Annotated in this window: 31 protein-coding genes; 4 read left to right on the top strand and 27 right to left on the bottom strand. The window is 68.7% G+C overall.

The window, feature by feature from the left end; translation table 11 throughout:
* Positions 1-72: 72 nt before the first annotated feature.
* The 12 genes from HW466_RS29490 to HW466_RS29435 form a co-directional block, all read right to left on the bottom strand.
* Positions 73-930, bottom strand: a complete 858-nt coding sequence (locus HW466_RS29490) for an ABC transporter permease (RefSeq protein WP_147955832.1) — start codon at positions 928-930, stop codon at positions 73-75.
* Positions 931-954: 24 nt separating this feature from the next.
* Positions 955-1,752 carry an ABC transporter ATP-binding protein gene (locus HW466_RS29485; RefSeq protein ID WP_059448019.1) on the bottom strand — a complete coding sequence of 266 codons (798 nt, stop codon included), beginning with the start codon at positions 1,750-1,752 and terminating at the stop codon, positions 955-957.
* 121 nt (positions 1,753-1,873) lie between these two features.
* Positions 1,874-2,878 carry an ABC transporter substrate-binding protein gene (locus HW466_RS29480; protein ID WP_059505738.1) on the bottom strand — a complete coding sequence of 335 codons (1,005 nt, stop codon included), beginning with the start codon at positions 2,876-2,878 and terminating at the stop codon, positions 1,874-1,876.
* A gap of 142 nt (positions 2,879-3,020) precedes the next feature.
* Complete coding sequence (gene fliR / locus HW466_RS29475) at positions 3,021-3,803, bottom strand: flagellar biosynthetic protein FliR (protein WP_059465942.1); 783 nt, start codon at positions 3,801-3,803, stop codon at positions 3,021-3,023.
* 28 nt (positions 3,804-3,831) lie between these two features.
* The gene (fliQ, locus tag HW466_RS29470; RefSeq protein ID WP_006750427.1) at positions 3,832-4,104 is read right to left on the bottom strand and encodes a flagellar biosynthesis protein FliQ; all 273 of its coding nucleotides are present in this window, start codon (positions 4,102-4,104) and stop codon (positions 3,832-3,834) included.
* A gap of 16 nt (positions 4,105-4,120) precedes the next feature.
* Positions 4,121-4,882: a flagellar type III secretion system pore protein FliP gene (gene fliP / locus HW466_RS29465; RefSeq protein ID WP_059505717.1), complete on the bottom strand. Its 762-nt coding sequence runs from the start codon at positions 4,880-4,882 to the stop codon at positions 4,121-4,123.
* Between the two features lie 36 nt (positions 4,883-4,918).
* On the bottom strand, positions 4,919-5,491 hold the full coding sequence (gene fliO, locus HW466_RS29460) for a flagellar biosynthetic protein FliO (protein WP_059797982.1): 573 nt from the start codon (positions 5,489-5,491) through the stop codon (positions 4,919-4,921).
* The gene (gene fliN, locus HW466_RS29455; RefSeq protein ID WP_059448320.1) at positions 5,488-5,979 is read right to left on the bottom strand and encodes a flagellar motor switch protein FliN; all 492 of its coding nucleotides are present in this window, start codon (positions 5,977-5,979) and stop codon (positions 5,488-5,490) included. The genes fliO and fliN overlap by 4 nt, the downstream gene beginning before the upstream one ends.
* A complete protein-coding gene (fliM, locus tag HW466_RS29450) occupies positions 5,972-6,970 on the bottom strand; it encodes a flagellar motor switch protein FliM (RefSeq protein ID WP_059448321.1) in 999 nt (332 codons plus the stop codon). The genes fliN and fliM overlap by 8 nt, the downstream gene beginning before the upstream one ends.
* Before the next feature lie 22 nt (positions 6,971-6,992).
* Positions 6,993-7,529: a flagellar basal body-associated protein FliL gene (fliL, locus tag HW466_RS29445; RefSeq protein ID WP_059505721.1), complete on the bottom strand. Its 537-nt coding sequence runs from the start codon at positions 7,527-7,529 to the stop codon at positions 6,993-6,995.
* Between the two features lie 220 nt (positions 7,530-7,749).
* Positions 7,750-8,472, bottom strand: coding sequence for an LrgB family protein (locus HW466_RS29440; protein WP_151005274.1), 723 nt, complete (start codon positions 8,470-8,472; stop codon positions 7,750-7,752).
* A gap of 13 nt (positions 8,473-8,485) precedes the next feature.
* Positions 8,486-8,962: a CidA/LrgA family protein gene (locus HW466_RS29435; protein WP_059546679.1), complete on the bottom strand. Its 477-nt coding sequence runs from the start codon at positions 8,960-8,962 to the stop codon at positions 8,486-8,488.
* 139 nt (positions 8,963-9,101) lie between these two features.
* Here HW466_RS29435 and HW466_RS29430 point away from each other — a divergent pair, with 139 nt between their 5' ends.
* Positions 9,102-10,028, top strand: a complete 927-nt coding sequence (locus HW466_RS29430) for a LysR family transcriptional regulator (RefSeq protein WP_059505725.1) — start codon at positions 9,102-9,104, stop codon at positions 10,026-10,028.
* Between the two features lie 21 nt (positions 10,029-10,049).
* On the opposite strand, the gene HW466_RS29425 is transcribed toward HW466_RS29430, so the two are convergent.
* The 4 genes from HW466_RS29425 to HW466_RS29410 all read right to left on the bottom strand — a co-directional run bounded on the left by HW466_RS29425 (position 10,050) and on the right by HW466_RS29410 (position 13,007).
* Positions 10,050-10,436, bottom strand: coding sequence for a type II toxin-antitoxin system VapC family toxin (locus HW466_RS29425; protein WP_060322644.1), 387 nt, complete (start codon positions 10,434-10,436; stop codon positions 10,050-10,052).
* Positions 10,433-10,681, bottom strand: a complete 249-nt coding sequence (locus HW466_RS29420; protein ID WP_060322646.1) for a type II toxin-antitoxin system Phd/YefM family antitoxin — start codon at positions 10,679-10,681, stop codon at positions 10,433-10,435. The genes HW466_RS29425 and HW466_RS29420 overlap by 4 nt, the downstream gene beginning before the upstream one ends.
* A 100-nt stretch (positions 10,682-10,781) precedes the next feature.
* Positions 10,782-12,344, bottom strand: coding sequence for a DHA2 family efflux MFS transporter permease subunit (locus HW466_RS29415; RefSeq protein ID WP_060348694.1), 1,563 nt, complete (start codon positions 12,342-12,344; stop codon positions 10,782-10,784).
* A 174-nt stretch (positions 12,345-12,518) separates the two neighbouring features.
* Entirely contained in the window at positions 12,519-13,007 is a 489-nt protein-coding gene (locus HW466_RS29410; protein ID WP_060117465.1) for a MarR family winged helix-turn-helix transcriptional regulator, read from the bottom strand.
* A 175-nt stretch (positions 13,008-13,182) separates the two neighbouring features.
* Between HW466_RS29410 and HW466_RS29405 the strand changes: the two genes are divergently transcribed.
* A complete protein-coding gene (locus tag HW466_RS29405; RefSeq protein ID WP_081053054.1) occupies positions 13,183-13,467 on the top strand; it encodes a multidrug ABC transporter ATPase in 285 nt (94 codons plus the stop codon).
* Between the two features lie 283 nt (positions 13,468-13,750).
* Entirely contained in the window at positions 13,751-15,307 is a 1,557-nt protein-coding gene (locus HW466_RS29400) for an efflux transporter outer membrane subunit (protein ID WP_174905990.1), read from the top strand.
* A gap of 27 nt (positions 15,308-15,334) precedes the next feature.
* On the opposite strand, the gene HW466_RS29395 is transcribed toward HW466_RS29400, so the two are convergent.
* Genes HW466_RS29395 through gspG form a run of 8 tightly spaced genes read right to left on the bottom strand, consistent with a single transcriptional unit; the run spans position 15,335 to position 21,304 of the window.
* Positions 15,335-16,123 (bottom strand): type II secretion system protein N, encoded by a 789-nt coding sequence (locus HW466_RS29395; protein WP_059448330.1) that lies wholly within the window; start codon positions 16,121-16,123, stop codon positions 15,335-15,337.
* Positions 16,124-16,154: 31 nt separating this feature from the next.
* Positions 16,155-16,661 (bottom strand): type II secretion system protein GspM, encoded by a 507-nt coding sequence (gene gspM / locus HW466_RS29390; RefSeq protein WP_059448337.1) that lies wholly within the window; start codon positions 16,659-16,661, stop codon positions 16,155-16,157.
* Positions 16,658-18,031: a type II secretion system protein GspL gene (gene gspL, locus HW466_RS29385; RefSeq protein ID WP_059808834.1), complete on the bottom strand. Its 1,374-nt coding sequence runs from the start codon at positions 18,029-18,031 to the stop codon at positions 16,658-16,660. The genes gspM and gspL overlap by 4 nt, the downstream gene beginning before the upstream one ends.
* A gap of 24 nt (positions 18,032-18,055) precedes the next feature.
* Positions 18,056-19,180, bottom strand: a complete 1,125-nt coding sequence (gspK, locus tag HW466_RS29380; RefSeq protein WP_060348708.1) for a type II secretion system minor pseudopilin GspK — start codon at positions 19,178-19,180, stop codon at positions 18,056-18,058.
* 2 nt (positions 19,181-19,182) lie between these two features.
* A complete protein-coding gene (locus HW466_RS29375) occupies positions 19,183-19,887 on the bottom strand; it encodes a PulJ/GspJ family protein (RefSeq protein WP_059546691.1) in 705 nt (234 codons plus the stop codon).
* Positions 19,865-20,263, bottom strand: coding sequence for a type II secretion system minor pseudopilin GspI (gene gspI, locus HW466_RS29370; RefSeq protein WP_151006756.1), 399 nt, complete (start codon positions 20,261-20,263; stop codon positions 19,865-19,867). The genes HW466_RS29375 and gspI overlap by 23 nt, the downstream gene beginning before the upstream one ends.
* Before the next feature lie 2 nt (positions 20,264-20,265).
* Positions 20,266-20,808 carry a GspH/FimT family pseudopilin gene (locus HW466_RS29365; RefSeq protein WP_059505733.1) on the bottom strand — a complete coding sequence of 181 codons (543 nt, stop codon included), beginning with the start codon at positions 20,806-20,808 and terminating at the stop codon, positions 20,266-20,268.
* A 43-nt stretch (positions 20,809-20,851) separates the two neighbouring features.
* Complete coding sequence (gspG, locus tag HW466_RS29360) at positions 20,852-21,304, bottom strand: type II secretion system major pseudopilin GspG (RefSeq protein ID WP_059448335.1); 453 nt, start codon at positions 21,302-21,304, stop codon at positions 20,852-20,854.
* A gap of 177 nt (positions 21,305-21,481) precedes the next feature.
* On the opposite strand from gspG, the gene HW466_RS29355 reads away from it, so the two are divergent.
* Complete coding sequence (locus tag HW466_RS29355; protein ID WP_059448336.1) at positions 21,482-21,892, top strand: type II secretion system protein N; 411 nt, start codon at positions 21,482-21,484, stop codon at positions 21,890-21,892.
* A gap of 30 nt (positions 21,893-21,922) precedes the next feature.
* On the opposite strand, the gene gspF is transcribed toward HW466_RS29355, so the two are convergent.
* The 3 genes from gspF to gspD all read right to left on the bottom strand — a co-directional run.
* Positions 21,923-23,140 carry a type II secretion system inner membrane protein GspF gene (gspF, locus tag HW466_RS29350; RefSeq protein WP_060348691.1) on the bottom strand — a complete coding sequence of 406 codons (1,218 nt, stop codon included), beginning with the start codon at positions 23,138-23,140 and terminating at the stop codon, positions 21,923-21,925.
* Between the two features lie 4 nt (positions 23,141-23,144).
* A complete protein-coding gene (gene gspE, locus HW466_RS29345) occupies positions 23,145-24,644 on the bottom strand; it encodes a type II secretion system ATPase GspE (RefSeq protein ID WP_151006670.1) in 1,500 nt (499 codons plus the stop codon).
* A partial coding sequence (gspD, locus tag HW466_RS29340) for a type II secretion system secretin GspD (RefSeq protein ID WP_151006668.1) occupies positions 24,641-25,876 on the bottom strand: 1,236 nt, incomplete at its 5' end. The genes gspD and gspE, both read right to left, overlap by 4 nt.

Below are 25,876 nucleotides of genomic sequence, written 5' to 3'. Positions count from 1 at the left end.
CCTTCTCCTCAATGCCGAACCGCGCCGGGGCCACCGGCGCGGTTCGGGTATGTGATCCGATGCGTGCGCGGCTCAGAACGCGGCGGGGCGCCACTTGAGCAAGCGCTTCTCGAGCCAGGTCAGCAGGTAGTCGGCGGCCAGCGCGACCACGGCCAGCACGATCATCGCCGCGAACACGCCGCTCGCGTTGAACGCGCCCTGGGCGGTGGAGATTAGCAGGCCGATGCCCTGCTTGGAACCCAGGAATTCGCCGACGACCGCACCGACCAGCGCGAAGCCGAAGCTCACGTGCAGGCTCGCGAGAATCCACGACAGCGCGGACGGGATCACGACCGACGTGGTGATCTGCCGGCGCGACGCGCCGAGGATCTGCGCGTTCGCGATCAGGTAGCGGTCGGCCTCGCGCACACCCTGGAACGCGTTGCCGAACACGACGAAGAACACCATCACGACGGCCAGCGCGATCTTCGACGCCATCCCGAGGCCGAGCGCGATCACGAACACCGAGCCGAGCACGACGCGCGGAATCGAGTTCGCGATCTGGATGTACAGGCCGAACACGTCGGCCATCAACTTGTTGCGGCCGAGCACGATCCCGCAGATCACGCCGGCGACCGAGCCGATCAGGAAGCCGATCGTGGTTTCCTCGAGCGTCACCCAGACCTGCGTGAGCAGCGGCCCCTGCGACGTGCCGTTGACGAACCAGTCCTGGATCTGCGCGAAGATCAGCGTCGGTTGCGAGAAGAAGAACGGATCGATCCACTTGAGCCGCGCGGCAAGTTCCCAGCCGCCCAGCACGACGACGAGCACGGCGATCCGCAGGCCGATGATCAGTTGCCGGCGGCGGCGCAGCCGGGTTTGCGCGGCGCGCGACTCGTCCTCGAGCGACGTCGCCGCGATGGCGGTGGGGGGAAGCGTCATGTCGGTCATGCTCCTGTCCTGTCCTTGCTGCTGTCAGCCGATCTGCACTTCTTCGCGCAGGTCGTGCCAGATGTCCTTGGAAATTTCGATGAAGCGCGTGTCGTAGCGAATCTCCGACGTGACGCGCGGGCGCGGCAGGTCGATCTCGTACACGCGCTTGAGCGTCGCGGGGCGCGCGGTCAGCACGAACACGCGGTCGGCAAGCGCGATCGCCTCCTCGAGATCGTGCGTGACGAACACGACCGAGCCCTTGTTCGCCGACCACAACTGCAGCAGCTCGTCCTGCATCAGCGTGCGCGTCTGCATGTCGAGCGCGGAGAACGGCTCGTCCATCAGCAGGATTTCCGGCTGGTTGATGAAAGTCTGCGCGAGCGCGACGCGCTTGCGCATCCCGCCGGAGAGCTGGTGCGGGTAGTGCTTCGTGAACTTGTCGAGGCCGACCTTGCGGATCCATTCCTCGGCCTGCGCATACGCGACATCCTTCGAGCGGCCGCGAAACAGCGGGCCCGCCGCGACGTTGTCGATCACGTTGCGCCACGGGAACACGGCGTCGGCCTGGAACACGAAGCCAATGCGCGGATCGATCCCGTCGACCGGGCGACCCATCACGCGCACCTCGCCCGACGCCGGCTTCAGCAAGCCGGTGATCAGGTTCAGCGTCGTCGACTTGCCGCAGCCGGTGGGCCCGACGATCGCGATGAACTCGCCGCGCGCGACGCTCATGGTGAAGTCGCGCAACGCGACGGTGGCCTTGCCTTCCGGCGAAATGAAGCGGCACGACACATTGCGAAACTCGATCGCCGGTGTGCTCGGGGAAACTGCCTGGTTCATCGCATTCGTCCTGCGGGTGAGGAGGGCGCCGCATCGTGGCGGCGCCGGGCCGGTCAGCCGGGCCGGAACGGGGAACGCGCGGCGGCGGGATCGCCGCCGCCGGCGCCTGTACCGATGTCGATTACTTCGCGTTCACGAAATCGTTGGTGTAGGTGCGCGCGAGGTCGATGTGCTTGCCCTTCACCGACGGGTTGAACGCCGACAACACCTTCAGCACGGTCGCCGGGCCGTCGGCCGGCATCTTCGCGTCGGCCGTGTACATCGGCAGCGACGCCTTCAGCGCGGACACGTACAGCGCCTTGTCCTTCTGGTAGTCGGCCGGCATCTTCGCGGCGATTTCATCCGCGCTGTGCGTGTGGATGAACTGCATCGTCTTCGCGAACGCGTGCGCGAGCTTGGTGGCTTCCGCCTTGTGCGAATCGGCCCACGCCGACTGCACGTACAGGCTCGCGGCCGGGTACGTGCCGCCGAGCGCGGCGCGCGTGCCTTCCAGCGTGCGCAGGTCGACCAGCACCTTCGCGTCGCCCATCTTCTCGAGCGCGGACACCGTCGGCTCGGTCGTCATCCCGGCGTCGATGCGGCCCTGCTTGATCGCGGCGATGAAGCTCGCGTCGGCGCCGACCGGCAGCATCGTGTACTGCGTCGACGCCACGCCGTGCTGCAATGCGAGGTATTGCGTGAGGAAGCTCGTCGACGAGCCGAGGCCGGTCACGCCGAGCGTCTTGCCTTTCGCGTCGGCCATCGACTTGAAGGTGGCGGCAGCCTTGGTCGACACCATCTCGACCTCGCCCGGCACCTGGCCGAACACGGCGATCGCCTTCACTTCCTTGCCCTTGCTCTGCAGGTCGATCGTATGGTCATAGAAGCCGACGACGCCCTGCACGGCGCCCGCCAGCAGCTCGTTCTCGGCGTCGACGCCGGCCGGCTGCGACAGCAGTTCGACGTCGAGCCCCTCCGCCTTGAAGTAGCCGAGCTCCTGCGTGAGCCGCGCGGGCAGGTAGATCAGCTTGGCGATCCCGCCGACCATGATCGTGACCTTGCCGCCGTCGTCGGCGAAGGCGGGGTGAGCGGCGAGCGCGCAGCTCAGGCTGGCTGCAACGGCGAGGGTGCGCAGGATGGGTCGCATCGGGGTCGTCTCCTTCGTTGTATTCGTATGGCGCGATGCTTGCTGCATCGTCCTGACGAGTATAGGGAGGCGAAACCTTCCGCAACCTTTCGCGGGCCGGCGATTCCGTTAGGGGTTTTCCAGCAATCGGGGCGCGAGTGGCCTACCGCCACCCCAGCAACACCCTCCCCATCGCATCGACACCCATGTCGAACAGATGCGACACGAACGGCACGAGGTTCGGGATCATCAGTTGCACGAGCAACAGCCCGACCAGCATCGTGACCGGAAAGCCGATCTGGAAGATGCCGATCTGCGGCGCCGCGCGGTTCAGGATCCCGAGCGCGAGGTTCGCGATGAGGAGCGCCGCGACCACCGGCAGCGCGAGCAGCAGCCCCATCTCGAACACGGTCGCGCCGAATGCGGCGAGCGTGCGCCAGCCCGGCGCGTGCAGCAAATCGGCCGACACCGGCAGCGACTGGAACGACGCGGCCAGCGCCGCGAATACCTGCAGGTGGCCGTCCACCGCAAGGAACGCGAGCATCGCGATCGCGTTCAGGAACCGGCCCATCGCCGGCGTCGCGCCGTTCGAATGCGGGTCGAAGAAGGTCGCGAAACCGAGCCCCATCGACAGGCCGATGAAGTCGCCGGCCGCCTCGACGGCGGCGAACACGATCTGCATCGTGAAGCCCATCGCCACGCCGATCAGGAACTGCGTGACGACGATCCAGATGCCCTGCGCGGAGAACACGGTGACACCCGGCATCGCGCCGAGCGTCGGCGCGACGACCAGCGCCATGAACGCGGCGATGCCGATCTTCACGCGCACGGGCACCGCGGCGTGGCCGACCACGGGCGCCGTCGCGACGAGCGCGAGCATCCGCACGAACGGCCACAGGAAAGCCGTCAGCCAGCCGTTGAGCTGCGCGTAGGTGACCGAGAACATCGCGGCGGGACGGAGCCTGGCGTGCCGCTCAGCCGGCGCCGAGCGTCGCGACGTGCAGCAGCGTCTGCCGCAGGTAGTCGAGCATCGTCGTCAGCATCCACGGGCCGGCGATCACGAGCGTCGCGGCCACCGCGAGCAGCTTCGGGATGAACGACAGCGTCGATTCGTTGATCTGCGTCGCGGCCTGGAACAGGCTCACGACGAGGCCGACCGCGAGCGCGACCAGCAGCAGCGGGGCGGCCAGCAGCAGGCCGACCATCATCGCCTGGTGCGCCAGCGTCATCACTTGTTCGGGCGTCATCGCGCGCGTCCTCCGCTTACGTGAAGCTCTGCGCGAGCGAGCCGATCAGGAGCTGCCAGCCGTCGACCAGCACGAACAGCATCAGCTTGAACGGCAGCGACACGGTGGATGGCGACACCATCATCATCCCCATCGACATCAGCACGCTCGCGACGACCATGTCGATGATCAGGAACGGGATGAAGATCGTGAAGCCGATCTGGAAACCGGTCTTCAACTCGCTCGTGACGAATGCGGGGACCAGCAGCGACAGCGGCACGTCTTCCGGGCCCTGCATCGGCGCGGCCTTCGAGATCTTCGCGAACAGCGCGAGATCGGTCTCGCGGGTCTGCTTCAGCATGAAGCTCTTGAACGGCGCGACGCCGCGCTGCACGGCCTGCTCCATCGGCATCGAGCCATCGGAGAACGGCTTGTAGCCGTCGGCATACGCGCGGTCCAGCACCGGCGACATCACGAAGAAGGTGAGGAACATCGCGAGGCCGACCAGCACCTGGTTCGGCGGCGTCGTCGCGGTGCCGAGCGCCTGGCGCAGCAGCGACAGCACGATGATGATGCGCGTGAAGCTCGTCATCATCAGCAGCATCGCCGGCAGGAACGACAGCATCGTGAGCAGCAGCATCGTCTGCACGCTCAGCGAATAGGTGGTGCCGCCGTTCGGGCCCGGGCTCGTGTTGAAGGCGGGCAGGCCGGCCGCCTGCGCGCATGCGAGCGCGGGGGCGAGGCCGAGGATCAGCACGGGCGCGAAGCGCGCCGCGTGACGCAGGAATTCGTGTTTCATCGTGACGCGGATACGGGAAGAGGGCGCGGCGCCATGTCAGCGGTCCTTGCCGCGGCCGAAGCGCTTCGCGGCTTCGTCCGCGAGCGCATCGCGGAACCGCGCGCCGAACGTGCCGGGCTGGCCGCCGTCGCCTGCTGCGGCTCCGGGCGGAGCATCGGCCGAAGCCGGTGCCGTCGTCGTGATCGCCGCCGAGCCGGCCGGCAGCGTGTGCAGCAGCCGCACGTTGCCCGGCGCGACGCCGAGCACGAGCCAGGTATCGCCGATCTCGACGATCGTCGCGCTTTCCTTCGCGCCGAGCCCGACGCTCGACACGACCTTCAGCGGGCCGCCGCGCCGCACGGGCTGGAATCCGAAGCGGCGCGCGAGCCACGCGCAGCCGAACACGAGGCCGATCACGACCGCGAGCCCGACGAGCGTCTGCAGCACCGCGCCGACGCCGAGCGACGGCACGGCCGAGCCGACCGCCACGCTCGAGGCGATGGCGCCGGCGTTGTTCACCGCGTTCATGTCGGCGGCGACGGCCGGCGCGCACGCGAGCGACGCGGCCGCGGCCAGCGCGGCCACGCCCGGCAACAGGCGCGCGTGGCGGCCGGTCTTCACGACGTTCACCGATTCAGCTTCCGGATGCGTTCGGCCGGCGTGATGATGTCGGTCAGCCGGATGCCGAACTTGTCGTTGACGACCACGACCTCGCCCTGCGCGATCAGGCAGCCGTTCACGAGCACGTCCATCGGCTCGCCGGCGAGGCCGTCGAGCTCGACGACCGAACCCTGCGCGAGCTGCAGCAGGTTGCGGATCGCGATCTTCGTGCGGCCGAGTTCCACGGTCATCTTGACCGGGATGTCGAGAATCATCTCGATGTCGTTGTGCGTCGAGCTGGGCGCGGCCTTCGACAGCGGCTGGAACACGCCGGCGCCGGTCGCGCCCGCCTGCACGGGCTGCTGGTTCTGTTCGGCGAGCGCGGCGGCCCAGTCGTCCAGGCCCGATTCCTCTTCCGCCGCGGCGGGTGCCGCCGGCACGGCCGCGGCCGATTCCGCGAGCGCCGCGTCGGCGAGCGCTTGCGGGTCGAGTTCGGGCGTCGGGTTCAGCTCACTCATATCCACCTTCCTTCATCGTGTCGCCCGCGCTGATCATCTTCTGCACGCGCAACGCATATTGACCATTGAAAATGCCGTAGCCGCATTCCATCACCGGCACGCCGTCGACCTTGGCGGTGATCGTGTCCTCGATCTCCAGCGGCAGCACGTCGCCCGCACGCAGGTTCAGGATCTTCTCGAAGGTCGACGGGATCTCGGCGAGATCCGCGGTCAGCTCGACCTCGGCCGACTGCACCTGCTGCGACAGCACCCGCACCCAGCGGCGATCGACCTCGAGCGCCTCGCCCTGGATCGGCGACGCGAGCACGTCGCGGATCGGCTCGACCATCGAGTACGGCATGCAGATGTGCAGCGTGCCGCCCGTCGGCCCGAACTCGATCGAGAATTGCGTGACGATCACGATTTCGTTCGGCGTCGCGACGTTGGCGAACTGCGTATGCATCTCCGAGCGCACGAATTCGAACTGCAGCGGCCGCACGCTCTTCCACGCGGTCGTGTAGTGCTCGAACACCAGGTTCAGCAGCTTGCCGATGATCCGCTGCTCCGTGGCCGTGAAGTCGCGGCCCTCGACGCGCGTGTGAAAGCGCCCGTCGCCGCCGAACAGGTTGTCGACGACGAAGAACACGAGGTTCGGGTCGAACACGAACAGCGACGTGCCGCGCAGCGGCTTCACGTGCACCAGGTTCAGGTTCGTCGGGATCGGCAGGTTGCGGGTGAACTCGCTGTACTTCTGCACCTTCACCTGGCTCACGGAGATTTCCGCCGTGCGCCGCATGAAGTTGAAGATGCCGATCCGCAAGAGGCGCGCGAAGCGGTCGTTGATGATCTCGAGGCCGGGCATCCGGCCGCGGACGATCCGCTCCTGCGTCGCGATGTTGTAGGGGCGGACGCCCGACGTGTCGCGCTGCTCGTCGACCGAATCGGTTTCGCCCGTGACGCCCTTGAGGAGGGCGTCGACCTCCTCCTGGGACATGAACTCCTGGTGGCCCATGCGCGCTCCTTGTCCGGCCGCGTTACTGGACGACGAATTCGGTGAACAGCACGTCGTCGACCTTCGCGCGCTGGTTGCCCGGCTGCGTCGGCTGCTCGATCAGCTCCCGCAGTTCCGTCGCAAGCGAACGTTTGCCGTCCGGCGTCGCGAGATCCTCGGGATGCTTGTTCGACAGCGCGAGCAGGATCCGGCTGCGGATCTCCGGCATGCGCGCCGTCAGTTGCTCCTGCGCCTTCGGGTCGGTGAGCTTCAGCGACAGGCCGACACGCAGGTAGTGCTGCATGCCGTCGTCGGACTGCAGGTTCACGGTCAGCGGGTCGAGCGGGAAGAACACGGGCGCCGCAAGCGGCGCGGCTTCGGCCGGCGCGCTCGCATGGCCGACGCCTGCCTTGCTCAGGAACACGTACATGCCGCCCGCGGCGGCGGCGGCCGCGCCCAGCGCGATGACGGCGATGAGCGCGATGCGCTTGAACTTGCCGGACGAAGCCGGCTTGTCGGCGGTCGGGTTTGCGGTCGTGGAGGCCATGTGAATGCGTGCGTGATGTCTCGTAGCATGCATTGTTCGGCATCCGGGCCGAGCCCGATGGGCGGAAAAGAGGGGGGAATTGCGGCTATCTCAGCCGATTGTCGGCCGGGTGTCGGCGCGATGCAGGGAAGGATCGCGACGGAAACCGGCCGAAGCCGGCGCGCACGGCGGGCATCGGCGCGCCGCGCGGCAAGGGTCCAAACGGCGGGAGGCGGCTGGAAGCGGCGCAGGCGGCCGCCCACGGCTTACGGCGTCAGATCGGCAGCAGCGACAGCAACGGCGCGATCAGCACCATCGCGACGCCCGCGATCATCATCGTGAGGCTCGACACGACACCTTCCTCGTTGCCGATCTCGCGTGCCTTCGCGGTGCCCACGCCGTGGGCGGCCGCGCCGGACAGCGCGCCGCGCGCGAGCCGCGTGCGCATCGGCACCAGCGCGAGCACGATCTCGCCGAGCAGCATCCCGCAGATGCCGGTCGCGATCACGAACAGCGCGGTGAGGTCCTTCGGTGCGTGGATCTTGTCGGACACGGCGAGTGCGAACGGGGTCGACACCGAGCGCGTCATCAGCGAGCGCTGCAGCTCGGGCGACAGGTGCAGCAGCTTCGCGAGCAGCAGCGACCCGCACACGCCCGCACCGATCCCGACCGCGACGCCGACCGACAGCGACAGCCAGTGGCGGCGGATCAGATCGCGGTAGTCGTAGATCGGCACCGCGAACGCGATCGTTGCCGGGCCGAGCAGCCACATCAGCCAGCGCGTGTCGCGGAAGTAGACCGAATACGGGATGCCGGTCAGCAGGACCAGCAGCACCAGCACGCCGGGCACGAACACGAGCGGCGAGAACAGCAGCGTCTTCCTGTACGCGTAGAGCCGCTTCGACGCGAAATACAGCGCGACCGTCAGCACGAAGCAGCCGACGGAGATCGCGGTATTCACGTGGTCGGCGGACAGGTTCGACAGCAGCGCAGGCATTCCGGGCTCCGGCTCAGTGGGCGGACACCGCGGTGAGGCGCGCGCGGCGGCGCTCGGCGAACACGCGCTGCGCGGCGAGCCGGCGTTCGAGCTTCGCGGCGAGGTCGACGGCCACCGCCACCGCGACCATCACGAATGCGGTGCCGGCGAGCATGACGAGCGCGATGCGCCAGCCGTCCTCGCGGAACAGCCCGCCGTATTGAACGGCCGCGACGGCGGCCGGCACGAAGAACAGCAGCATGTCGGACAGCAGCCAGTTCGCGCCGTCCTTGACCCACGCGGGCGCGACGCGGCCCGAGAACAGCAGCGCGAGCAGCACCGCGAGGCCGATCACGCCGGACGGCACCGGCAGCCCGACCGCGCGCACCGCCCAGTCGACGGCCATCCACAACACACCGAGCGCGGTGGCCTGGAGCACGATCCGGCCGGTACGCGCAACGTTGCCCGAAGCGGCGGGGCGGGCGGCGGCAGTGGCGGTCGGCTTGGTCATGGCGGGCTCCATACAGAGATTGAATCGATGGTGTGAGTATAGGGTTTCCCCTAACCATAAATAAAATGACTTGTCTCTATCCTTGTCATTCCAATTCGGAATTCAGATGTGTTCGCTGCACCAACCTGGGGAGTGATCGATGGAATTGCGCGCGTTGCGGTACTTCGTCGAGGTGGTCCGTCAGCAGAGTTTCACGGCGGCCGCCGACCGGCTGTTCGTCACGCAGCCGACCATCAGCAAGATGGTGAAGGCACTCGAGGACGAGATCGGCTCGCCGCTGCTGTTGCGCGACGGCCGGCAGATGGTGCTGACGGATGCCGGGCGGATCGTGTTCCAGCGCGGCCAGGACGTGCTCGCCGCGCAGGCGCAGCTGCAGTCGGAGCTGAAGGATCTCGGCACGCTCGGGCGCGGCGAGCTGACGATCGGCATTCCGCCGCTTGGCGGGTCGCTGTTCACGCCGATCATCGCCGCGTACAAGCAGCGTTATCCGAACATCGAGCTGAAGCTGTTCGAGCAGGGCGCACGGATGATCGAGGCCGCGCTGATGTCGGGCGAGCTCGAGCTCGGCGGGCTGCTGGAGCCGGTCGATCCCGCCACGTTCGAGCGGTTGCCGATGGTGCGCGCGCCGCTGTGGCTCGTCGCACCGCGCGAGTCGCGCTGGGAGGATCATCAGGCGGTGCCGCTCGCCGATCTCGCGCGCGAGTCGTTCGTGTTCTATGCGGAGAGCCTCGCGCTGCACGATGCGGTGCTCGACGCGTGCCGGCAGGCAGGCTTCACGCCGTCGATCGTGAGCCGCAGCGGACACTGGGATTTCATGGCGGCGCTCGTGCACGCGGGTGTCGGCATCGCGTTGTTGCCGGAGCCTTACTGCCGGCGGCTCGACGCGCGGCAGTTCACGTGCCGGCCGATCGTCGAGCCGGAAATCACGTGGGCGATCGCGCTGGGCTGGCTGAAGAAGGGATACCTGTCGCATGCGGCGCGGGCGTGGCTCGACGTCGCGCGGGCGACGCTGCCGATCGCGTCGGGTGACGATCTGGCCTTCGGCGGATTGCGCGCGCGGGAGTGACGCGCGCGGCGCGGCGTGCGCTCAGACGTGCTGAACCGGGCCCGGATATCGGGCAACGGTATGATCGTGCGTGAGCAGGGTCACGCCTTCGGAGATCGCCTGGGCGATCAGCAGGCGATCGAAGGGATCGCGATGCACCGCCGGCAGTTGCTCGACCGCGAGGACATGCGCGCTCGTGATCGGCAGCTCCACATAGCCCGCGTCGAGCAGATTGCGGCGAAGGACGTGCGGGTCGACCTGAAAATCGTCTCGATCCAGGCCGCGCTTGATGACGATCTCCCAGAGACTCGCCACGCTGAAGAGCAAGGTATGGGAGGAATCCTCGATGAGCGTCCGGGCGCGACTCGGCAGTTCCGCCGCGTCGGCGGCGGCCCAGAGAATCAGGTGCGTGTCGAGCAGCAGTTTCACGCGTCGCCCTCGAACAGTTTCCGGATCGCGTCCCCGCCCATCGAATCGAAATCGTCCGGAACGCGAATCTGTCCCTTCATGAAGCCGATCCGGCTCGGCGGAGCCGGTTCCCGGGCATCGATCGGCACGACCTTGACGAGCGGCTTGCCGGCTTTCGCGATCACGAACGGTTCTCCGGCATGAACGGCTTCGTCGATCAGGCGCGACAAATTCGTCTTCGCGTCATGCATGTTGTAGGTCTGCATCGCACCCTCCCAATAAACTAAGTTCAGTCGCAGAATTGACTTAGTTTAATTGAGCGATGCGCGTGGCGCAATCGTCCCGAATGCATGCGACACGCGTTGGTCAATGCCCCATCGCCGGCCCCGCGCCCTTCCTCGGCTTTGTGATCCACACGAGCGCGGCGAGCGCGATGAACACGCCCGCCGACAGGTGGAAGAAGTCGTTGGTCGCCATCATGAAGCCTTGCTGCGTGACGAGCTGGTTGAGCTGCGCGTTGGCCGTCTGCCCGAGGATCCCGAGCTGCGCGAGCGCGCCCTGGTAGTCGGTCGTGTTCTGCGCGTAGACGCTCACCGATTCCGATAGCCGCGCGTGGTGGTAGATCGCGTCGTTCTCCCAGAACGTCGAGCTGACCGCCGTGCCGATCGCCCCCGACAGCGTGCGCAGGAAGTTCGACAGCCCCGACGCGCTCGCGAGCCGCTCGTCGGAGATGCTCGACAGCGTGATCGTCGTCATCGGCACGAAGAAGCACGCGACGCCGATGCCCTGCACGAGCCGCGGCAAGATCACGTGGTTGAACGGCACGTCGAGCGTAAACGTCGAGTTCCAGATCGACACGCCCGCGAACACGATGAACGCGAAGCTCGCGACCATCCGCAGGTCGAGCCGGTGCATGTTGCGGCCGATCAGCGGCGACAGCACCAGCGCGAGCAGCCCGACGGGTGCGGTCGCGAGGCCGGCCTTGCCGGCCGTGTAGCCCATCACCGTCTGCAGCCACAGCGGGAAGATCACGACCGAGCCGAAAAACGCCATGAAGCCGAACGAGATGATCATCGCGCCGAGCGCGAAGTTGCGGTCCTTGAACAGCGACAGATCGACCACCGGTTCCTTCTCGGTCGCCTCCCACACGAGCATGAACGCCAGCGACACCACCGCGATCAGCGCGAGCGCGACGATGAAGGTCGAGTTGAACCAGTCGCGGTCCTTGCCGAGGTCGAGCATCATCTGCAGGCACGACACGCCGATCACGAGCAGCGCGAGACCGACCGCGTCGATCCGCTGCTTCGTCGTCTTCGTCTCGCGGCCGCGCAGCAGGAAGTACGCGCAGGCCGCGGAAAAAATCCCGATCGGCAGGTTGATGTAGAAGATCCACGGCCACGTGTAGTTGTCGCTGATCCAGCCGCCCAGCAACGGGCCGAAGATCGGCGCGACGATCACCGTCATCGCCCATAGCCCGAGCGCGAGCCCGCGCTTCGCGGGCGGATAGCTGCGCATCAGGATCGTCTGCGACAGCGGCACCATCGGCCCCGACACGAGGCCCTGCAGCAGCCGGAACGCGATCAGCGTCCCGAAGTTCTCCGCGAGGCCGCACAGCGCCGACGCGATCGTGAACGCGAGCACCGACAGCGTGAACAGCCGCACTTCGCCGACCCGCCGCGCGAGCCAGCCGGTCAACGGCACCGCGATCGCGGATGCAACCGAATACGACGAGATCACCCACGTGCCTTCGCTCGTCGCGACGCCGAGGCTGCCCGAGATGGTGGGCACCGCGACGTTCGCGATCGACGTGTCGAGCACTTCCATGAAGGTGCCGAGCGCGAGCCCGACGGTGAGGAGCGCGAGCGCGCCGCCGGTCAGCGGCGCGGGTTCGGCGGCAGGGGACGCGGCGGATGCCGTGGTAGAGGACATCGGAATCTCCTAGACGCGGCGCGTGCGACGCGCCGGCGCGGCGCACGGGCGCACGATACCGCGCGGCCCGGCTGGTTGGAACGAGTGAGGGAAGAGACGGAGCACGTGCCTTGTCATCTTCTGCCCAGACAGAGAAATAAGCGAATGCTTAACCTAGACATCGGGCCTCCGCGCTCAGCAGTCTGGTTCGTCGGGCTTCGGGCAGCCGGTGTCGCCGGGCCCGTTCGCGATGAACCGCTGCAGCAGGCCGGTGAGCAGCGCCAGTTCATCGGCCGAGAAGCCGGCAAGCTGCGCATTCAGCGCGGTCGCGATCAGCGACGGCAGCGCGCGGGCCGCTTCGGCACCGCGTTCGGTCAGCGTCAGCTCGATCACGCGGCGGTCCTGTTCGCTGCGCGAGCGTGCGACCAGGCCCTTGCGCTCCAGACGGTCGAGCATCCGGGTCATCGAACCGCTGTCGTAAGACATCTTGCGCGACAGTTCGAACGGCGTGCGCGCATAGCCGCGCGACAGCAGCAGGATCACGCCGATCTGCTGCGCGGTGAGATCGTACGGCTCGAGTGCGCGGTCCATTCGCTCGACGAGCGCCTGCCGGGCCTTGGTCAGGTAGTAACCGAGGCTCGTCTCCAGCGCGATGGTGTCGGGATCGTAGAGGCCGCCGTTCATGCGAATTGCGCGCGCAGCAACAGTGCGTTTCAGGTCAGAACGCGCCCAGTATCTTGAAAAATGATTGCTTAGTCAATATTATTTCAGGCAACCAGTTACGACGTGCATGTTGCACTGCCGGAGACGATGTTCTGACCGCTTGGCCCGCACTGACGGGCACCCGAGGATGTTCGCGATGCTGTTCCTGAAAAATGCCGCCGGCGCGCTGCGCCGCAACCTGACCGATACCGCTCATCATGTGTTCTCCGGGCCGCACCGCGGCTGGAAGATCGCGCTGTACGTGACGATGCTGGTGGTACCGGGCGGATCGCTCGCGGCGCTCGGGTTCGCATGGTTCGATCATCGCCGGCAGCGCAACGCGAAGCACTCCGCGCGCCGCGCGAGCCAGCCGGCGGCAACGGAGCCGTCGACATGGCGGCCGGCCGCCGAGCCCGGCCCGGTACCCGTGCACTGCCACTGACACCGCGCTGCCCCCGTCATCCCGCCTGAACGCCTGAACGCCGGCTGCTTCCGCATGGACCGGCGCCGTTCGCGCGGCGTTCGTTGCTCGTCTCGCGCGCAAGCGATCCGTAATGACCGGTAAACCGGCCGGCCGCGCCGGTAACACATTCGGGCCGCGGCGCACCGTACCCTTAGGGCTGCGCAGCTTTCCCACCGTCAGTTACCATTTGTCCGCCAGCGGCACGACGACCGCATCGCGCGACGCCGCCCGCCGGCCCTCGCGCCCAGACAGGAATACCACGATGCCGTATGCCCCCCTCCCGCGCGCCCTTCGCCCGCTGAGCGCCGCCGTCGCCGTTGCGACGGCCGTGCTGCTCGCCGGCTGCGCCGTCGGGCCCGACTATCACCGGCCCGACACGTCGATCCCCGCCGCCTTCAAGGAAGCGCCGGCCGGCTGGAAGGTCGCGCAGCCCGCCGACCGGGCCGACCGCGGTCCATGGTGGACCGTCTACAACGATCCGCAGCTCGACGCGCTGATCGGCAAGCTCAATGCATCGAACCAGACCATCGCGCAATCGGCCGCCGCGTACCGGCAGGCCCGCGCGCTTGTCGCCGAGGCACGGGCCGCATACTTCCCGACCGTCGGGCTGACCGCGTCGGGCTCGCGCTCGCGCACGGGGCGCACGTCCACGTCGTCGAGCGCGTCGAGCTTCGGCAGCAGCTCGTCGATCGGCAACAGCTACAGCGTCGGTCTCGATGCGAGCTGGGAGCCCGACCTGTGGGGCAAGGTGAGCCGCAGCGTCAGCGCGCAGCGCGCCGGCGAGGCGGCCGCCGCGGCCGATCTCGCGAACGCGCGGCTCTCGCAGCAGGCGCTGCTCGCGCAGACTTACTTTCAGCTGCGCACGTCCGATGCGCTGCAGAAGCTGCTCGACGACACCGTGAAGTCGTACGGCGAATCGCTGCGGCTCACGCAGAACCAGTACGCGCAGGGCGTCGCCGCGCGCGCGGACGTGATCCAGGCGCAGACGCAGCTGCAGAGCGCGCAGGCCGCGTCGATCGACAACGGCGTCGCGCGCGCGCAGTACGAGCATGCGATCGCGACGCTGATCGGCGAACCGGCATCGACGTTCTCGCTGCCGCCGAACCCGCTCGCGGCGGAACCGCCGATCACGCCGGTCGACGTGCCGTCCGCGCTGCTCGAGCGCCGGCCCGACATCGCGGCGGCCGAACGTCGCGCGGCTGCGGCGAACGAGCAGATCGGCGTCGCGATCGCCGCGTTCTTCCCGACGCTCACGTTGTCGGCCAGCGGCGGCTTCCAGAGCTCGGTATGGTCGCAGCTGTTCACGCTGCCCGCGCGATTCTGGACGGTCGGCCCGCAGCTCGCCGCGACGCTGTTCGACGCCGGCCTGCGTGCCGCGCAGACCGACGCCGCGCGCGCGACCTACGACCAGAACGTCGCCGCGTACCGCCTCGCGGTGCTCAGCGCGTTCCAGGACGTCGAGGACAACCTCGCGTCGCAGCGCATCCTCGCGCAGGAGGTCGACGTGCAGCGGCAAGCCGTCGACAGCGCCGAGCACGCGCTCGCGATCGTCACGAATCAGTACAAGGCCGGCACGGTCGCGTACCTGAACGTGCTGACCGCGCAGACCACCGCGTTCACCGCGCGGCAGAAGCTCGCGACGATCGCCGGCCAGCGGATGGTGTCGTCGGTCGGCCTCGTGAAGGCGCTCGGCGGCGGCTGGGATGCGTCGGACATGGCGCGCGAAACGGGCGACGTGGCAGCGCCGGCGCCGGCATCGGGTGCGGCTGCGCCGGCTGCGACCGCACCGTCGGCGGCCGCACCGCTCGCGCAGAAGTAAGTCGGGAAAAGGGGAGCGTGGCGCGCGTCAGCGCGTCGCGTCGCCGAAGATCAGCGACACCTGGTTGTTGCCGATCGGATGGCCGAGCAGGTTCAGCAGCCCCGCGAGGTTCGCCTGCTGCTCGGGCGCCGCATGCGCGGTGCCGCGAAACGAACCCTGGCCGGGGCCGAAGCTGCCGTGCCCGTCGAGGAACAGCGGGCCCTGCGTCGTCGACAGGTCGAGATCGGCGTCCGAGCCCTTCGCCTGCAGCACCGCACGGTACGAGCCGAGCGGCTTCACGCGCGACACGCGCGAACTCATCGAATCGATCGTCACCGTCAGCTGGCCGAACGCGTTGTTGCCGATCACGCGCCAGTCGGTCCAGCCGAGCCGCACGTCGCCCTGCAGGTCGAGCGTGTTGAACGGCGTGCCGAGCCCGGCGAGCAGCGACGCGGGCACGGCCATCGAGCCCGCCGAGAGCACCGCGCCGCGCCACGTCGCGTCGAGCGTGACGGGCTCGGGCATCGCTTCCGTCTGCCGCATGCGCATGCGCACGCGCCCGGTCAGGAGCGGCCAGAAGCCCGTCGTCCATTCGACCCGGCCGGGCAGCAGCGTCGCCGCGCTCTGGTCCGCGCCCGGCGCGAGCATCAGCGTGCCCGAACCGTGCCACAGCGATCCGTCCGGATCGACGAGATTCACGTGCCCGCCGGTCGCGCGCGCGAACTGCGGTGCGATCCACGCGGCCGGCGCGAGCGCGACGAGCGTCAGCGCCGTCGCGAGCGTGCCGGCCGCCGCCCACGGCAATGCGGCGACGAGCCGCCGGACTCCAGGCCTCATCGGCCGACCGCCGTTCGTTTCATCCACTGCGTCATTTCTGCATCGAGGGTTGCATCACGGCCGTCAGGTCGACCTGGCCGTCTTCCTTCAGCGCGGTCACGTGCGCTTCGCCGACCTGCACCTTGAACTGCCGGCGCGCGTCGTCGAGCCACTGCGTCCACGCCGGGAACGCCACGTTCTTCATCTGGACCTGCACGCCGTTGCCGACGACCTGCACCTGCGCGCCCTGCAGCCCGTGATCGGACAGCGACGCGGCGAGCGCGTCCTTCAGCGCGAGACCGGTCGGCGCGACGCCTTGCGCGGCGGCCGTCAGCGACTTCGCCTCGGTGGCCTGCGCGGTCATCTGCGCAAGCTCGCGGCGCATCGTCGGCAATTCGTGGCGGATCCGCGCGCGGCCTTCCTGCGCGGGCGACCACAGCACCGAATACGCGATCGCGACGGCCAGCACGGCGCCGCCCCAGCCGAGCAGCGTCCGCTCGCGCGGCGTGCGTTCGCCCCAGAACTGGGCCAGCGTCTGGTTCAGTTGTTCGGTCTTCATGAGCGGCTCCGGATCGTCCATTTGCCGGTGCTGCTGTCGACTTCGCCGGCCAGCCCGTTGCGCGCGAGACGCTGCGGGAAATCGGGGTCGACCTTGACCTCCGGCTTGAAGCCGACGTCGAGCCGCCGGTCGTGATAATCGAGCGACGCGATTCCGTTCAGCGGCAGCGCGCCCATCGAACGCGACAGCCCGCTCGCCAGCGCGAGGAAATCGTTCGGCGACAGCTCGCCCGCCGCCAGGCGCAGCTGGTCGAGCTGACGCTGCATCTGCGCGGGCGGATCGAGCACCGTCGTCGTCTTCGGGAAGGCCGACAGCAGCGTCTCGGTGATCTGCGCGGACAACGCATCGCGCTCGCGCGACAGCTTCCACCAGTGCAGGTTCATCCCGATCACCGCGACGCCGAGCGTGGCCGCCGCGAGTGCGATCGGCACGCGCAGGCGCTTCACCGTCGCGCGGTCGAAGCGCCACGGCTGCGATTCGAATTCGAACTGGCACAGATCGAAGCGCTCGGCGAGCGCGCGTCGCGCGAATGCGTCGAACGGCAGCGGCTGCGCACCGGGCAGCAGCGGGGCATCCGCGTGCCCGACCGATGCGAGACGCGGTTCCGCGCCCGGTTCGCCGAGCTCGTAGAGTTCGATTTCGGCGCCACCCGACAGCGCGGCGAGCGTGCCGCCGGCCCGCGACGCGGGCGCCGCGAAACCTTCGCCGAGCGCACCGCGCGCGATCGCCAGTTCGAGACGCGGCGCACCGGCCATCGCCGGCTGCGCGCCGGCTTCGACGAGCGCCGGCTCGACCGCGGTGGCGAGCCCCAGCACCGCGGCAACCGCGGCGGGCCGCGCGACGGGTTCGGTCGCATCGGCGATCGCCCCGGCTGGCGCGGCCTCATCGTCGGCCGCTGCATCGGACGCCGTGTCCGCCGCCGCTGCCCGCGGTGCGGGCAGGCAGCGCGTCGCGGGCACGGCGCTCAGGTGCCGGTGGCCGGCCGCGGTGAACGCGTCGCAGATCGCGCGGAACCACGCGCGATCGACGACCGCCAGCACGCGCCGGCCGTCGGGCAGCGCGACCGGATCGAGCGCGATATGGCAGCCGAGCGGATCCTGGATCAACTGATCCTCGACGATGTTGGGTAGCGCCTGGCGCAGCTTCGGCCCCTTGAGCGGCGGCACGGTCGCGGCCAGCAGCAGCACGTCGCGCGCGGCGACGATCAGCACCGTCGCGTTCGCGCGCGGCAGCAGCGCGAGCGCGGCGCGGCCCGCGCGCTGCACGTGGCCGGCCTTGTCCACGAGCGTGAACGGCAGCTCGGGCCACTGCCATTCCTGCAACGGCACGGCCGGCTCGCGCGGCGGCAAAGAAACAATCAGCGTGCTCAAGAGCTCCTCTCCCGAATGGCGTCGTTATAGCTGGTCGCGGATGCGCACGACCCGCGTCGAGTGCGTGGTCGAATCACGATACACGAGCGAGGTGCGATCGACCTCCGCGCGATCGTGCTGAATCCGGCCATGCACGATGAAATAGCTCGAATTGACGTCGACGAGGCTCGAGTCGATCGTCACGTTCGGCGCGCCGGCGCCGCGCAGCGCGAGCTGCACGTCGCCGACGTTGCGGAAAAATACCGTCTCGCGGCGCGACACGAGCGCCTGCGCGGACGACACGCTCATCCCCGGCACCAGCGCCGCGATCACCTCGGCCGGCGCGGTGTTCATGTTCACCGGCGTGGTGGTCGGCAACACGGTGACGAACGGGCGCAGCCGCGCGACCATCTCGGGCGTCACGCCGTCGACGTCGAGCAGGCTGTCGACGCCGGTCATCACGAGCGGCGCGGGCCCGCGCTCGGTGTCCGACATCCCCGGTTCGTCGGTGAAGTTGCCAGCCATGTCGCCGCCGGCCACCGGCGCGGTCGCGGCCGTCCCGGCGCCGGGCAGCGTCGGCGTCTGGAAGCGCGTTGCCGAGTGCATCAGGCCGGCGCGCATCTGCAGCGCAATCCGCTTCGCGAACGCGCCGTCGTAGCCGAGCGTCGTCAGCAGCCGCTGGAACGCCTGGAGCTGAATCACGTTCAACTGCAGCACGCCCGGCGCCGGCGACGACACGAGGTTGCGCAGGTTGTACTTCGCCTGCGCGTCCTCGATCGATCCGGAGATGTAGGTGTCTTCGCCGCCGTTGTCGTTCGGCGCGCCGATCCGGCCAAGGAAGTCCGACAGCTTGGTCTTCGCGATCGGCACGGCCCAGATTCCGCCGAGATAGGTGATGCCGGGCGCCGTGTCGCCTTCGGAGCGCAGGATCATGCGCGTCCAGTCAAGCGCGCCGCGCGCGACCCACTGCGCCTGCGCGATCACGCGCTGGTTCTCGATGCGGCGAATCTGCACCTGCTGGCGCCACAGCATCCCCGACACGAGGATCGCCGACAGTGCGACCACGAGCAGCGCGGTGATGATCGCCGCACCGCGCTCGCGGCGCGTGCGTGCGTGCGCGCGTACGCCATCGCGAGCGGCGAACCGGGAACGGTGAGGGCGCGCGCGCATCGTCATTCCCCGACGAGGAAAATGCGCGTGACGGGCACGCGCAGCGACGTCGCGCCGATGCTGACCTGCAGCCCCGTAACCGCGCGCGTCGGCGGCGCGTTGCCGATCTGCGGCACCTTCAGCGCATCGTTGTTCTGCGACAGCGCGTCGCTGGCCGCCTGCAGGTTGGTGGTCCAGCCGACGCGCGGCACGTACAGCTTCGCGTCGATCGCGCCGACGCCGCCCATCAGCGCGACCCAGCTCCAGCCGTCGACGCTGCTGTCCTTCAGCACGTCGCGCAGGCGGTTCGCGTCGTCGAGCGGCGGCGACGCATAGCGCACGACGCGCCCGCCCGCGATCCGGTAGCGGACCACCTGCAACCGCGGCGCGGCGCCCGGCACGTCGAGTTCGCGCACGATCTGCAGCGTGTTGCCGGCGACACCGATCGCCGGCTGGCCGGCTTCGTCGTCGGTGGCGGCGAGCCGCGCGTCGATGCGCATCTGGTCGAACATCTGCGCGAAGATGCGCTCGTCCTCCATCGCGGATGCGACCTTGTCGCGGCCGCGCATGATCTGGTCGAGCCCGCGCCACGAGAGGATCGCGACGACCGCGAGGATCGCGATCGCGATCATCAGTTCGATCAGCGTGAAGCCGCGCGCGCGGCGCGCACCGGCGCGACGCACGGGCCGGGGCCGCATCGGCGCGTCAGAGCGGGCGGCTGGTTTCATTCGCGACCACCGTCACCATTTGCGCGAGCACGCCGGCGTGGCCCGGCATGCTCACCGACATCTGCACGCGCCGGAACACCGGGTTCGGCGTCGTGCTCACGCGCTGCGTGCAGACCAGCTGCACGTTGCCTTGCGAGCAGTCGAAACTCTGCTCGCCGACCTCCGGCCACGCGTGCGTGAGGCGCAGCTGCGCGAGCGCGTTGTCGGCACTCCAGCCGGCGAGCAACCGCCGATGAAGATCGGACGCATTGGTCGCCATCGTGCCGACCGCGCGGATCGACGCGGCGAGCGCGACCGCGATGATCGCGAGCGCGACCAGCACCTCGATCATCGTGAAGCCTCGGGAAGCGAGCGGGAAGAGCACGCGACGACGCATCGTCATTGCACCTCGTAGCGACCGTTGCCGGTGCCGACGATCGTCGCGCTGCCGACCGCCGAATGCAGCGTCACGCGCACCGGCGTGTCGATGCTTTCGATGCCGAACACGACACGGCTCGCGCGCGTGTCGGACCCGGGATAATCGATGTCGGCGCCCGTGACGCCGCCGTCCCAGTCGCGCGGGCGCAGCACGTCGTCGCGCAGCGTGCGCCAGCCGTCGGCCGAGCTCACGTCGAAACGGAAGCCGTGCGCGGTCGGCTGCCACGCGATCGGGCGCGCGCGCACCTGCGCTTCGTCGCCGGCCGTCTCGAACAGCAGCGCGATGCGCTGCGCTTCCTCGCGCAGGTCGGTGCGCGGATTGCGCGTGAGCGACAGCGACGCGAGCGACACCAGCAGGCCCGCGATCACGAGCACGACCAGCATCTCGAGCAGCGTGAAGCCGCGCGCACGCGCGGCGGTCACGGCCGCGCCGCGACGCACGCGGCCGTCGCGGGCATCGCGGCGGGCGCGAGCGGAGCGCAAGGGCGTGCGAAGGGCGGGCATGGCGTGAGGAGCGGGGGAGAAGGCCGGGCCGGTCAGCGCACGCTTACTGCCACGAGCCGATGTCGGAATCGTTGTTCTCGCCGCCTTCCTTGCCGTCGGCGCCGTAGCTGAACACGTCGATCTCGCCGTGCACGCCCGGGTTCAGGTACTTGTAGCCGTTGCCCCACGGATCGTTCGGCAGGCGCTCGAGATAGCCGCCGTCCTTCCAGTTGTTCGGGATCGGATCGGTGGTCGGCTTCTGGATCAGCGCGTTCAGGCCCTGTTCCTGGGTCGGATAGCGGCCGTTGTCGAGACGGTACAGCTTGAGCGCCTGCATGATCGTGCCGATGTCCTGCTTCGCGGCGATACGGCGCGCCTCGTCGGGACGGCTCATGATCTTCGGCACGATCAGTGCCGCGAGGATCCCGAGGATCGCGACCACCACCATGATCTCGATCAGCGTGAAACCGCGCTGACGGCGCACGGCCGCATTGCGGCGAGTGATCCACGTTTGCATGACTGACTACCTCTTTCCAAAAAATGTCGTCGATTGAGTGACGCACCCGCGGCATTCCGGACGCTTGCCTGACGGCCGGCTTCCGTTTCCCCGGGCGCGGAGCACGCATTGTAAGGCGCGCATTGCCGAGGGCTTTCACCCAACGCAAATTTCACATACATCCGTACAATAGCGCGCATGAACGCGCTCTCGATCCGGATCCTCTCCCTAGCCCTCTTCGCGGGTTTGTGCGCGACGGCCACCTACTGGGTCGTCACGCTGTCGGCCCGCGAAGCGCCGCTGCCCGCCGCCGCGGCGCGGCTGCCGATCCGCACCGAGGACGCCGCCGCGCTCTTCGGCGGACAGCTCGACAAGAATCCCGTGCAGGACATCCACCTGTTCGGCATTCTCGCGCTCGATCATGGCGGCGCCGCGATCGTCGGCGTCGGCGGCGAACCGCCGCGTGCCGTGTCGCTCGGCGCGGAGGTCACGCCCGGCGCAAAGCTCGCCGAAGTCCGCAGCCGCTCGATCATCGTCGACCGCAACGGCGCCCGCGCCGAAATCCAGCTTCCCGCGAACACGCCGTCCCCCGCGATCTACATGCGCTGAACGGCGGCGGCCCGGCCGCTGCCCGGGCCGTCACTGCACCATGTTGTTCAGCTCGATGATCGGCAGCATCACGGCCAGCACGATCACGAGCACGATGCCGCCCATCGCGAGGATCAGGAGCGGCTCCAGCAGGCTCGTCAGGAACATCGTGCGCCGCTCGAGCTCGCGCGCCTCGCCTTCCGCCGCGCGGTCGAGCATCGTCGTCACGTCGCCGGTCGCCTCGCCGGAACGGATCAGGTGCACGAGCACCGGCGGAAACGTCTTCACGTTGTTCAGCGCGCGCGACAGCGCGGAGCCTTCGCGCACGCGCACGATCGCATCGTCGATGTTCGCGCGCATCGCGCGGTTCGACAGCGTCTCGCCGGCCGCCTGCAACGCGCGCAGGATCGGCACGCCGGCCGCAGTGAGAATGCCGAGCGTGCTCGCGAAGCGCACCGTGTTGTAGCCGCGCACCAGCTTGCCCGCGAGCGGCGCGGTCAGCACCCAGCGGTCGAACGCGAGCCTGGGCCCGTCGCGCGACAGCGTCGCCTTCACGAACCACACGACGAACGCGACCGCGATCAGGATCGCCCACCACCAGTGCCGGACGAAATCCGACAGCGCCATCATCACGATCGTCAGCACCGGCAGCTGCTGCTTCGTGCTCGCGAACACGTTGACGACCTGCGGCACGACGTAGCTCAGCAGGAACGTGACGATGCCGAACGCGATCAGCGTGACGATTCCCGGATACGTAAACGCCAGCAGGATCTTCTGCTTCAGCGCGTTGCTCTGTTCGATGTAGTCGGCGAGGCGCGACAGCACGATGCCGAGCTTGCCGGTGTGCTCGCCCGCCGCGACGAGCGCGCGGTAGATTTCCGGGAAATCGCGCGGATGCTGGCCCAGCGCATTCGCGAGCGAATGGCCGCCGAGCACTTCCGCGCGGATCGCGGCCATCAGTTCGCGGATGTAGTCGCGCTCGGCCTGCTCGGTGAGCACGCCGAGCGCCTCGTCGAGCGGCAGCCCGGCGATCAGCAGGCTCGCAAGCTGGCGCGTGAGAATCGCCTGCTCGCGCTGCGACAGCTTGCGGCCGAACGCGAGGCGCTGCGAGCGCGCGCCGCGCGTCGCGCTCGCGGCCGGCTCGACGACGAGCGGCGTGAGCCCCTGCGTGCGCAGCTGGCCGCGCGCGGACCGCGCGCTGTCGGCATCGATCACGCCCTTCTGCGCGCGCCCCGCCGAATCGATTGCTTCGAAGCGGAATGCCGGCATCGCGCTATGCGCCTCCCGTCACGCGCAGCACTTCCTCGAGCGACGTCGCGCCGGCCGCGAGCCAGCGTTCGGCGTCGTCGCGCAGCGTGCGCATGCCTTGCGCGCGGCCCGCGGCGAGAATCTCCGCATCGGCCGCGTTGCGGTGAATCAGCGAGCGGATCGAATCGTCGACCACCAGCAGTTCGTACACGCCGCGCCGGCCCGTATAGCCCGAATGCCCGCACTTGTCGCAGCCGACCGGATGCCACACGGTGCGGCCCTCCTCGTGCCGCTCTTCCTTGCAGACCGGGCAGAGCTGGCGCACCAGGCGCTGCGCGAGCACCCCGAGCAGCGACGACGCGAGCAGGTAAGGCTCGACGCCCATGTCGGTCAGGCGCGTGACGGCCGACGCCGCGTCGTTCGTGTGCAGCGTCGCGAGCACGAGGTGGCCCGTCAGCGACGCCTGCACGGCGATCTGCGCGGTTTCGAGGTCGCGGATTTCGCCGATCATGATGACGTCCGGGTCCTGCCGCAGGATCGAACGCAGCGCGCGCGCGAAGGTCATCCCGATTCGCTCGTTCACCTGTGTCTGCCCGATGCCGGACAGGTCGTATTCGATCGGATCCTCGACCGTCATGATGTTGGTCGTCGCCGTTTCGAGCCGCGACATCGATGCATACAGCGTGGTCGTCTTGCCCGAGCCGGTCGGGCCCGTCACCAGCACGATTCCGTGCGGGCGGCCGATCAGCTTGTCGAACTGCACGAGCGTGTCGCGGCCCATCCCGAGCGCTTCGAGGTTCAGGCGTTGCGCATCCTTTTCCAGCAGACGCAGCACCGCGCGTTCGCCGTGCCCGGTCGGCAGCGTCGACACGCGCACGTCGACCGGCCGGCCGCCGACGCGCAGCGTGATGCGGCCGTCCTGCGGCAGGCGTTTCTCGGCAATGTCGAGCTGCGCCATGATCTTGATCCGCGAGATCAGCGCGCCGTGCAGCGCCTTCTTCGGGCGCACGACATCGCGCAGCGTGCCGTCGACGCGAAACCGCACGACAGACGCATTCTCGAACGGCTCGATGTGAATGTCCGATGCCTGTTCGCGCGCCGCTTGCGTGAGCAACGCGTTGATCATCCGAATGATCGGCGCGTCGTCTTCCGACTCGAGCAGATCCTCGACTTCGGGGATGTCCTGCATCAGCCGGGACAGATCGACTTCGCCTTCGACCTCGCCGACGATCTGCGCCGCGCTGCCGTCCTGGCGCGCGTAGGCCTGGTTGATCGCCTGCGCGAGCTCGTCGGCCGGCACGCGATGCACGGAGATCGAACCGAAGTTGCGCGCGATCTCGGCGAGCGCCGCATCGCTCGTGCGCTCGCTGATCCACACCTCGAGCGTGTCGTCGAGCTGGTGCGCGATCAGCACCTGGCCGCTCTTCGCGAAGCCGTACGGCAGCAGGCGTGCGGCGAGCGGCGACGGCGGCTGCCGTTCGCCCGGCGCGCCGTCGTGGGCGGAGGACGCTAGTACGTCGCTCACTGCGACGCTCCCGGTGCGGTGGTCAGCGGCTGTTGCGGCACCGCCTGCTGCGGCACGCCCTGCGACTGCGCGGGCGTCGCCTCCGGCAACGGCTGCGCCGGCACGGGCGCGACCTGGCGCTGCAGCTGCTGGCGGCGCATCTTGTCGAGATCGAACAGGTTGCCGGCGGCCGTGCCGCCCTGGCTCGGACCGATCGGCATCGGCGGGACGACCGGATCGTCCTTGTCGCGGATCACGTTGTTGTCCGACTTGTACGCACCCGTCACGCCCTGGATGTAGTCGTAGCGGTTGGCCGTGACTTCCTGCGCGGTGCCGCGATCGGAGATGATCACCGGGCGCAGGAACACCATCAGGTTCGTCTTCTGCCGCTGCTTCGATTCCGAACGGAACAGCTGCCCGATCCACGGAATGTCGCCGAGCAGCGGCACCTTGCTGTTCGACACCTGGTAGTTGTCCTGCATCAGGCCGCCGAGCACGATGATCTCGCCGTTGTCGGCGAGGATCGTCGACTGGATCGAGCGCTTCGTGAAGGTCGGGCCCGTCTGCGAATTGGTGGTGCCGCTGACGACCGCCGAGTCTTCCGTATAGAGCTGCAGCTTGAGGATGCCGCCATCGGTGATCTGCGGCTTCACGTGCAGCGTCAGGCCGACGTCGCGACGGTCGTACGTGTTGAACGCATTGCTCGTCGTGCCGCTCGTCAGGTTCGAGTACGAACCGGTCGCGATCGGCACGTTCTGGCCGACGACGATCTTCGCTTCCTCGTTGTCGAGCGTGATCAGGTTCGGCGTCGACAGCACGTTCGCGTCGCTCACGCCCGAGAAATACTGCAGCAGCGCGCCGAGCCCCTGCACGCCGAACATGTTGTGCAGCCAGCCGATGTTGAGGCCCTGGTTCAGGTTCGACAGATTGGCGGCGAGCCCGGTGCTGGCCGCGGTGCCGCCGGTCGTCAGGTTGATGATGCTGTTGCCCGCGACGTTGCCGGCCGCCGCGGCCAGGTTCGTGCCGCCGAGGAACTGGCCGCTCGCGACCTGCCACTGGATCCCGAGTTGCCCCTGCGTCGTCGAGTTCAGCTCGACGATCAGCGCTTCGATGTAAACCTGCGCACGGCGCGCGTCGAGCTGGTCGATCACCGAGCGCAGGTTCCGGTAGACCGGGTCGGACGCGGTGATGATCAGCGAGTTGGTGGCCGCGTCGGCCTGGATCATCCCGCCCGGCTGGTTGTCGTCGCCCTT

This window comes from Burkholderia territorii, from assembly GCF_902833055.1.
Classification (GTDB): Bacteria; Pseudomonadota; Gammaproteobacteria; order Burkholderiales; family Burkholderiaceae; genus Burkholderia; species Burkholderia territorii.
The sequence above is the reverse complement of the archived record's forward strand: the minus strand, read 5'-3'. Positions and strand labels throughout refer to the sequence as shown.

Bases quoted from the DNA above. Each gene is read 5' to 3' on its own strand.
- gspM (WP_059448337.1), bottom strand. From the start codon at position 16,661: ATGAAGACCGAACAACTGAACCAGACGCTGGCCCAGTTCTGGGGCGAA.
- HW466_RS29485 (WP_059448019.1), bottom strand. From the start codon at position 1,752: ATGAACCAGGCAGTTTCCCCGAGCACACCGGCGATCGAGTTTCGCAAT.
- HW466_RS29400 (WP_174905990.1), top strand. From the start codon at position 13,751: ATGCCGTATGCCCCCCTCCCGCGCGCCCTTCGCCCGCTGAGCGCCGCC.
- HW466_RS29430 (WP_059505725.1), top strand. From the start codon at position 9,102: ATGGAATTGCGCGCGTTGCGGTACTTCGTCGAGGTGGTCCGTCAGCAG.
- gspF (WP_060348691.1), bottom strand. From the start codon at position 23,140: ATGCCGGCATTCCGCTTCGAAGCAATCGATTCGGCGGGGCGCGCGCAG.
- HW466_RS29440 (WP_151005274.1), bottom strand. From the start codon at position 8,472: ATGCCTGCGCTGCTGTCGAACCTGTCCGCCGACCACGTGAATACCGCG.
- HW466_RS29490 (WP_147955832.1), bottom strand. From the start codon at position 930: ATGACCGACATGACGCTTCCCCCCACCGCCATCGCGGCGACGTCGCTC.
- fliL (WP_059505721.1), bottom strand. From the start codon at position 7,529: ATGCATGCTACGAGACATCACGCACGCATTCACATGGCCTCCACGACC.
- HW466_RS29415 (WP_060348694.1), bottom strand. From the start codon at position 12,344: ATGTCCTCTACCACGGCATCCGCCGCGTCCCCTGCCGCCGAACCCGCG.
- HW466_RS29375 (WP_059546691.1), bottom strand. From the start codon at position 19,887: ATGAAACCAGCCGCCCGCTCTGACGCGCCGATGCGGCCCCGGCCCGTG.
- HW466_RS29410 (WP_060117465.1), bottom strand. From the start codon at position 13,007: ATGAACGGCGGCCTCTACGATCCCGACACCATCGCGCTGGAGACGAGC.
- gspK (WP_060348708.1), bottom strand. From the start codon at position 19,180: ATGCGCGCGCGCCCTCACCGTTCCCGGTTCGCCGCTCGCGATGGCGTA.
- HW466_RS29395 (WP_059448330.1), bottom strand. From the start codon at position 16,123: ATGAGGCCTGGAGTCCGGCGGCTCGTCGCCGCATTGCCGTGGGCGGCG.
- fliQ (WP_006750427.1), bottom strand. From the start codon at position 4,104: ATGACGCCCGAACAAGTGATGACGCTGGCGCACCAGGCGATGATGGTC.
- fliN (WP_059448320.1), bottom strand. From the start codon at position 5,979: ATGAGTGAGCTGAACCCGACGCCCGAACTCGACCCGCAAGCGCTCGCC.
- fliP (WP_059505717.1), bottom strand. From the start codon at position 4,882: ATGAAACACGAATTCCTGCGTCACGCGGCGCGCTTCGCGCCCGTGCTG.
- gspI (WP_151006756.1), bottom strand. From the start codon at position 20,263: ATGCGTCGTCGCGTGCTCTTCCCGCTCGCTTCCCGAGGCTTCACGATG.
- HW466_RS29420 (WP_060322646.1), bottom strand. From the start codon at position 10,681: ATGCAGACCTACAACATGCATGACGCGAAGACGAATTTGTCGCGCCTG.
- fliM (WP_059448321.1), bottom strand. From the start codon at position 6,970: ATGGGCCACCAGGAGTTCATGTCCCAGGAGGAGGTCGACGCCCTCCTC.
- HW466_RS29405 (WP_081053054.1), top strand. From the start codon at position 13,183: ATGCTGTTCCTGAAAAATGCCGCCGGCGCGCTGCGCCGCAACCTGACC.
- gspG (WP_059448335.1), bottom strand. From the start codon at position 21,304: ATGCAAACGTGGATCACTCGCCGCAATGCGGCCGTGCGCCGTCAGCGC.
- HW466_RS29480 (WP_059505738.1), bottom strand. From the start codon at position 2,878: ATGCGACCCATCCTGCGCACCCTCGCCGTTGCAGCCAGCCTGAGCTGC.
- fliR (WP_059465942.1), bottom strand. From the start codon at position 3,803: ATGTTCTCGGTCACCTACGCGCAGCTCAACGGCTGGCTGACGGCTTTC.
- HW466_RS29355 (WP_059448336.1), top strand. From the start codon at position 21,482: ATGAACGCGCTCTCGATCCGGATCCTCTCCCTAGCCCTCTTCGCGGGT.
- HW466_RS29435 (WP_059546679.1), bottom strand. From the start codon at position 8,962: ATGACCAAGCCGACCGCCACTGCCGCCGCCCGCCCCGCCGCTTCGGGC.
- HW466_RS29365 (WP_059505733.1), bottom strand. From the start codon at position 20,808: ATGCCCGCCCTTCGCACGCCCTTGCGCTCCGCTCGCGCCCGCCGCGAT.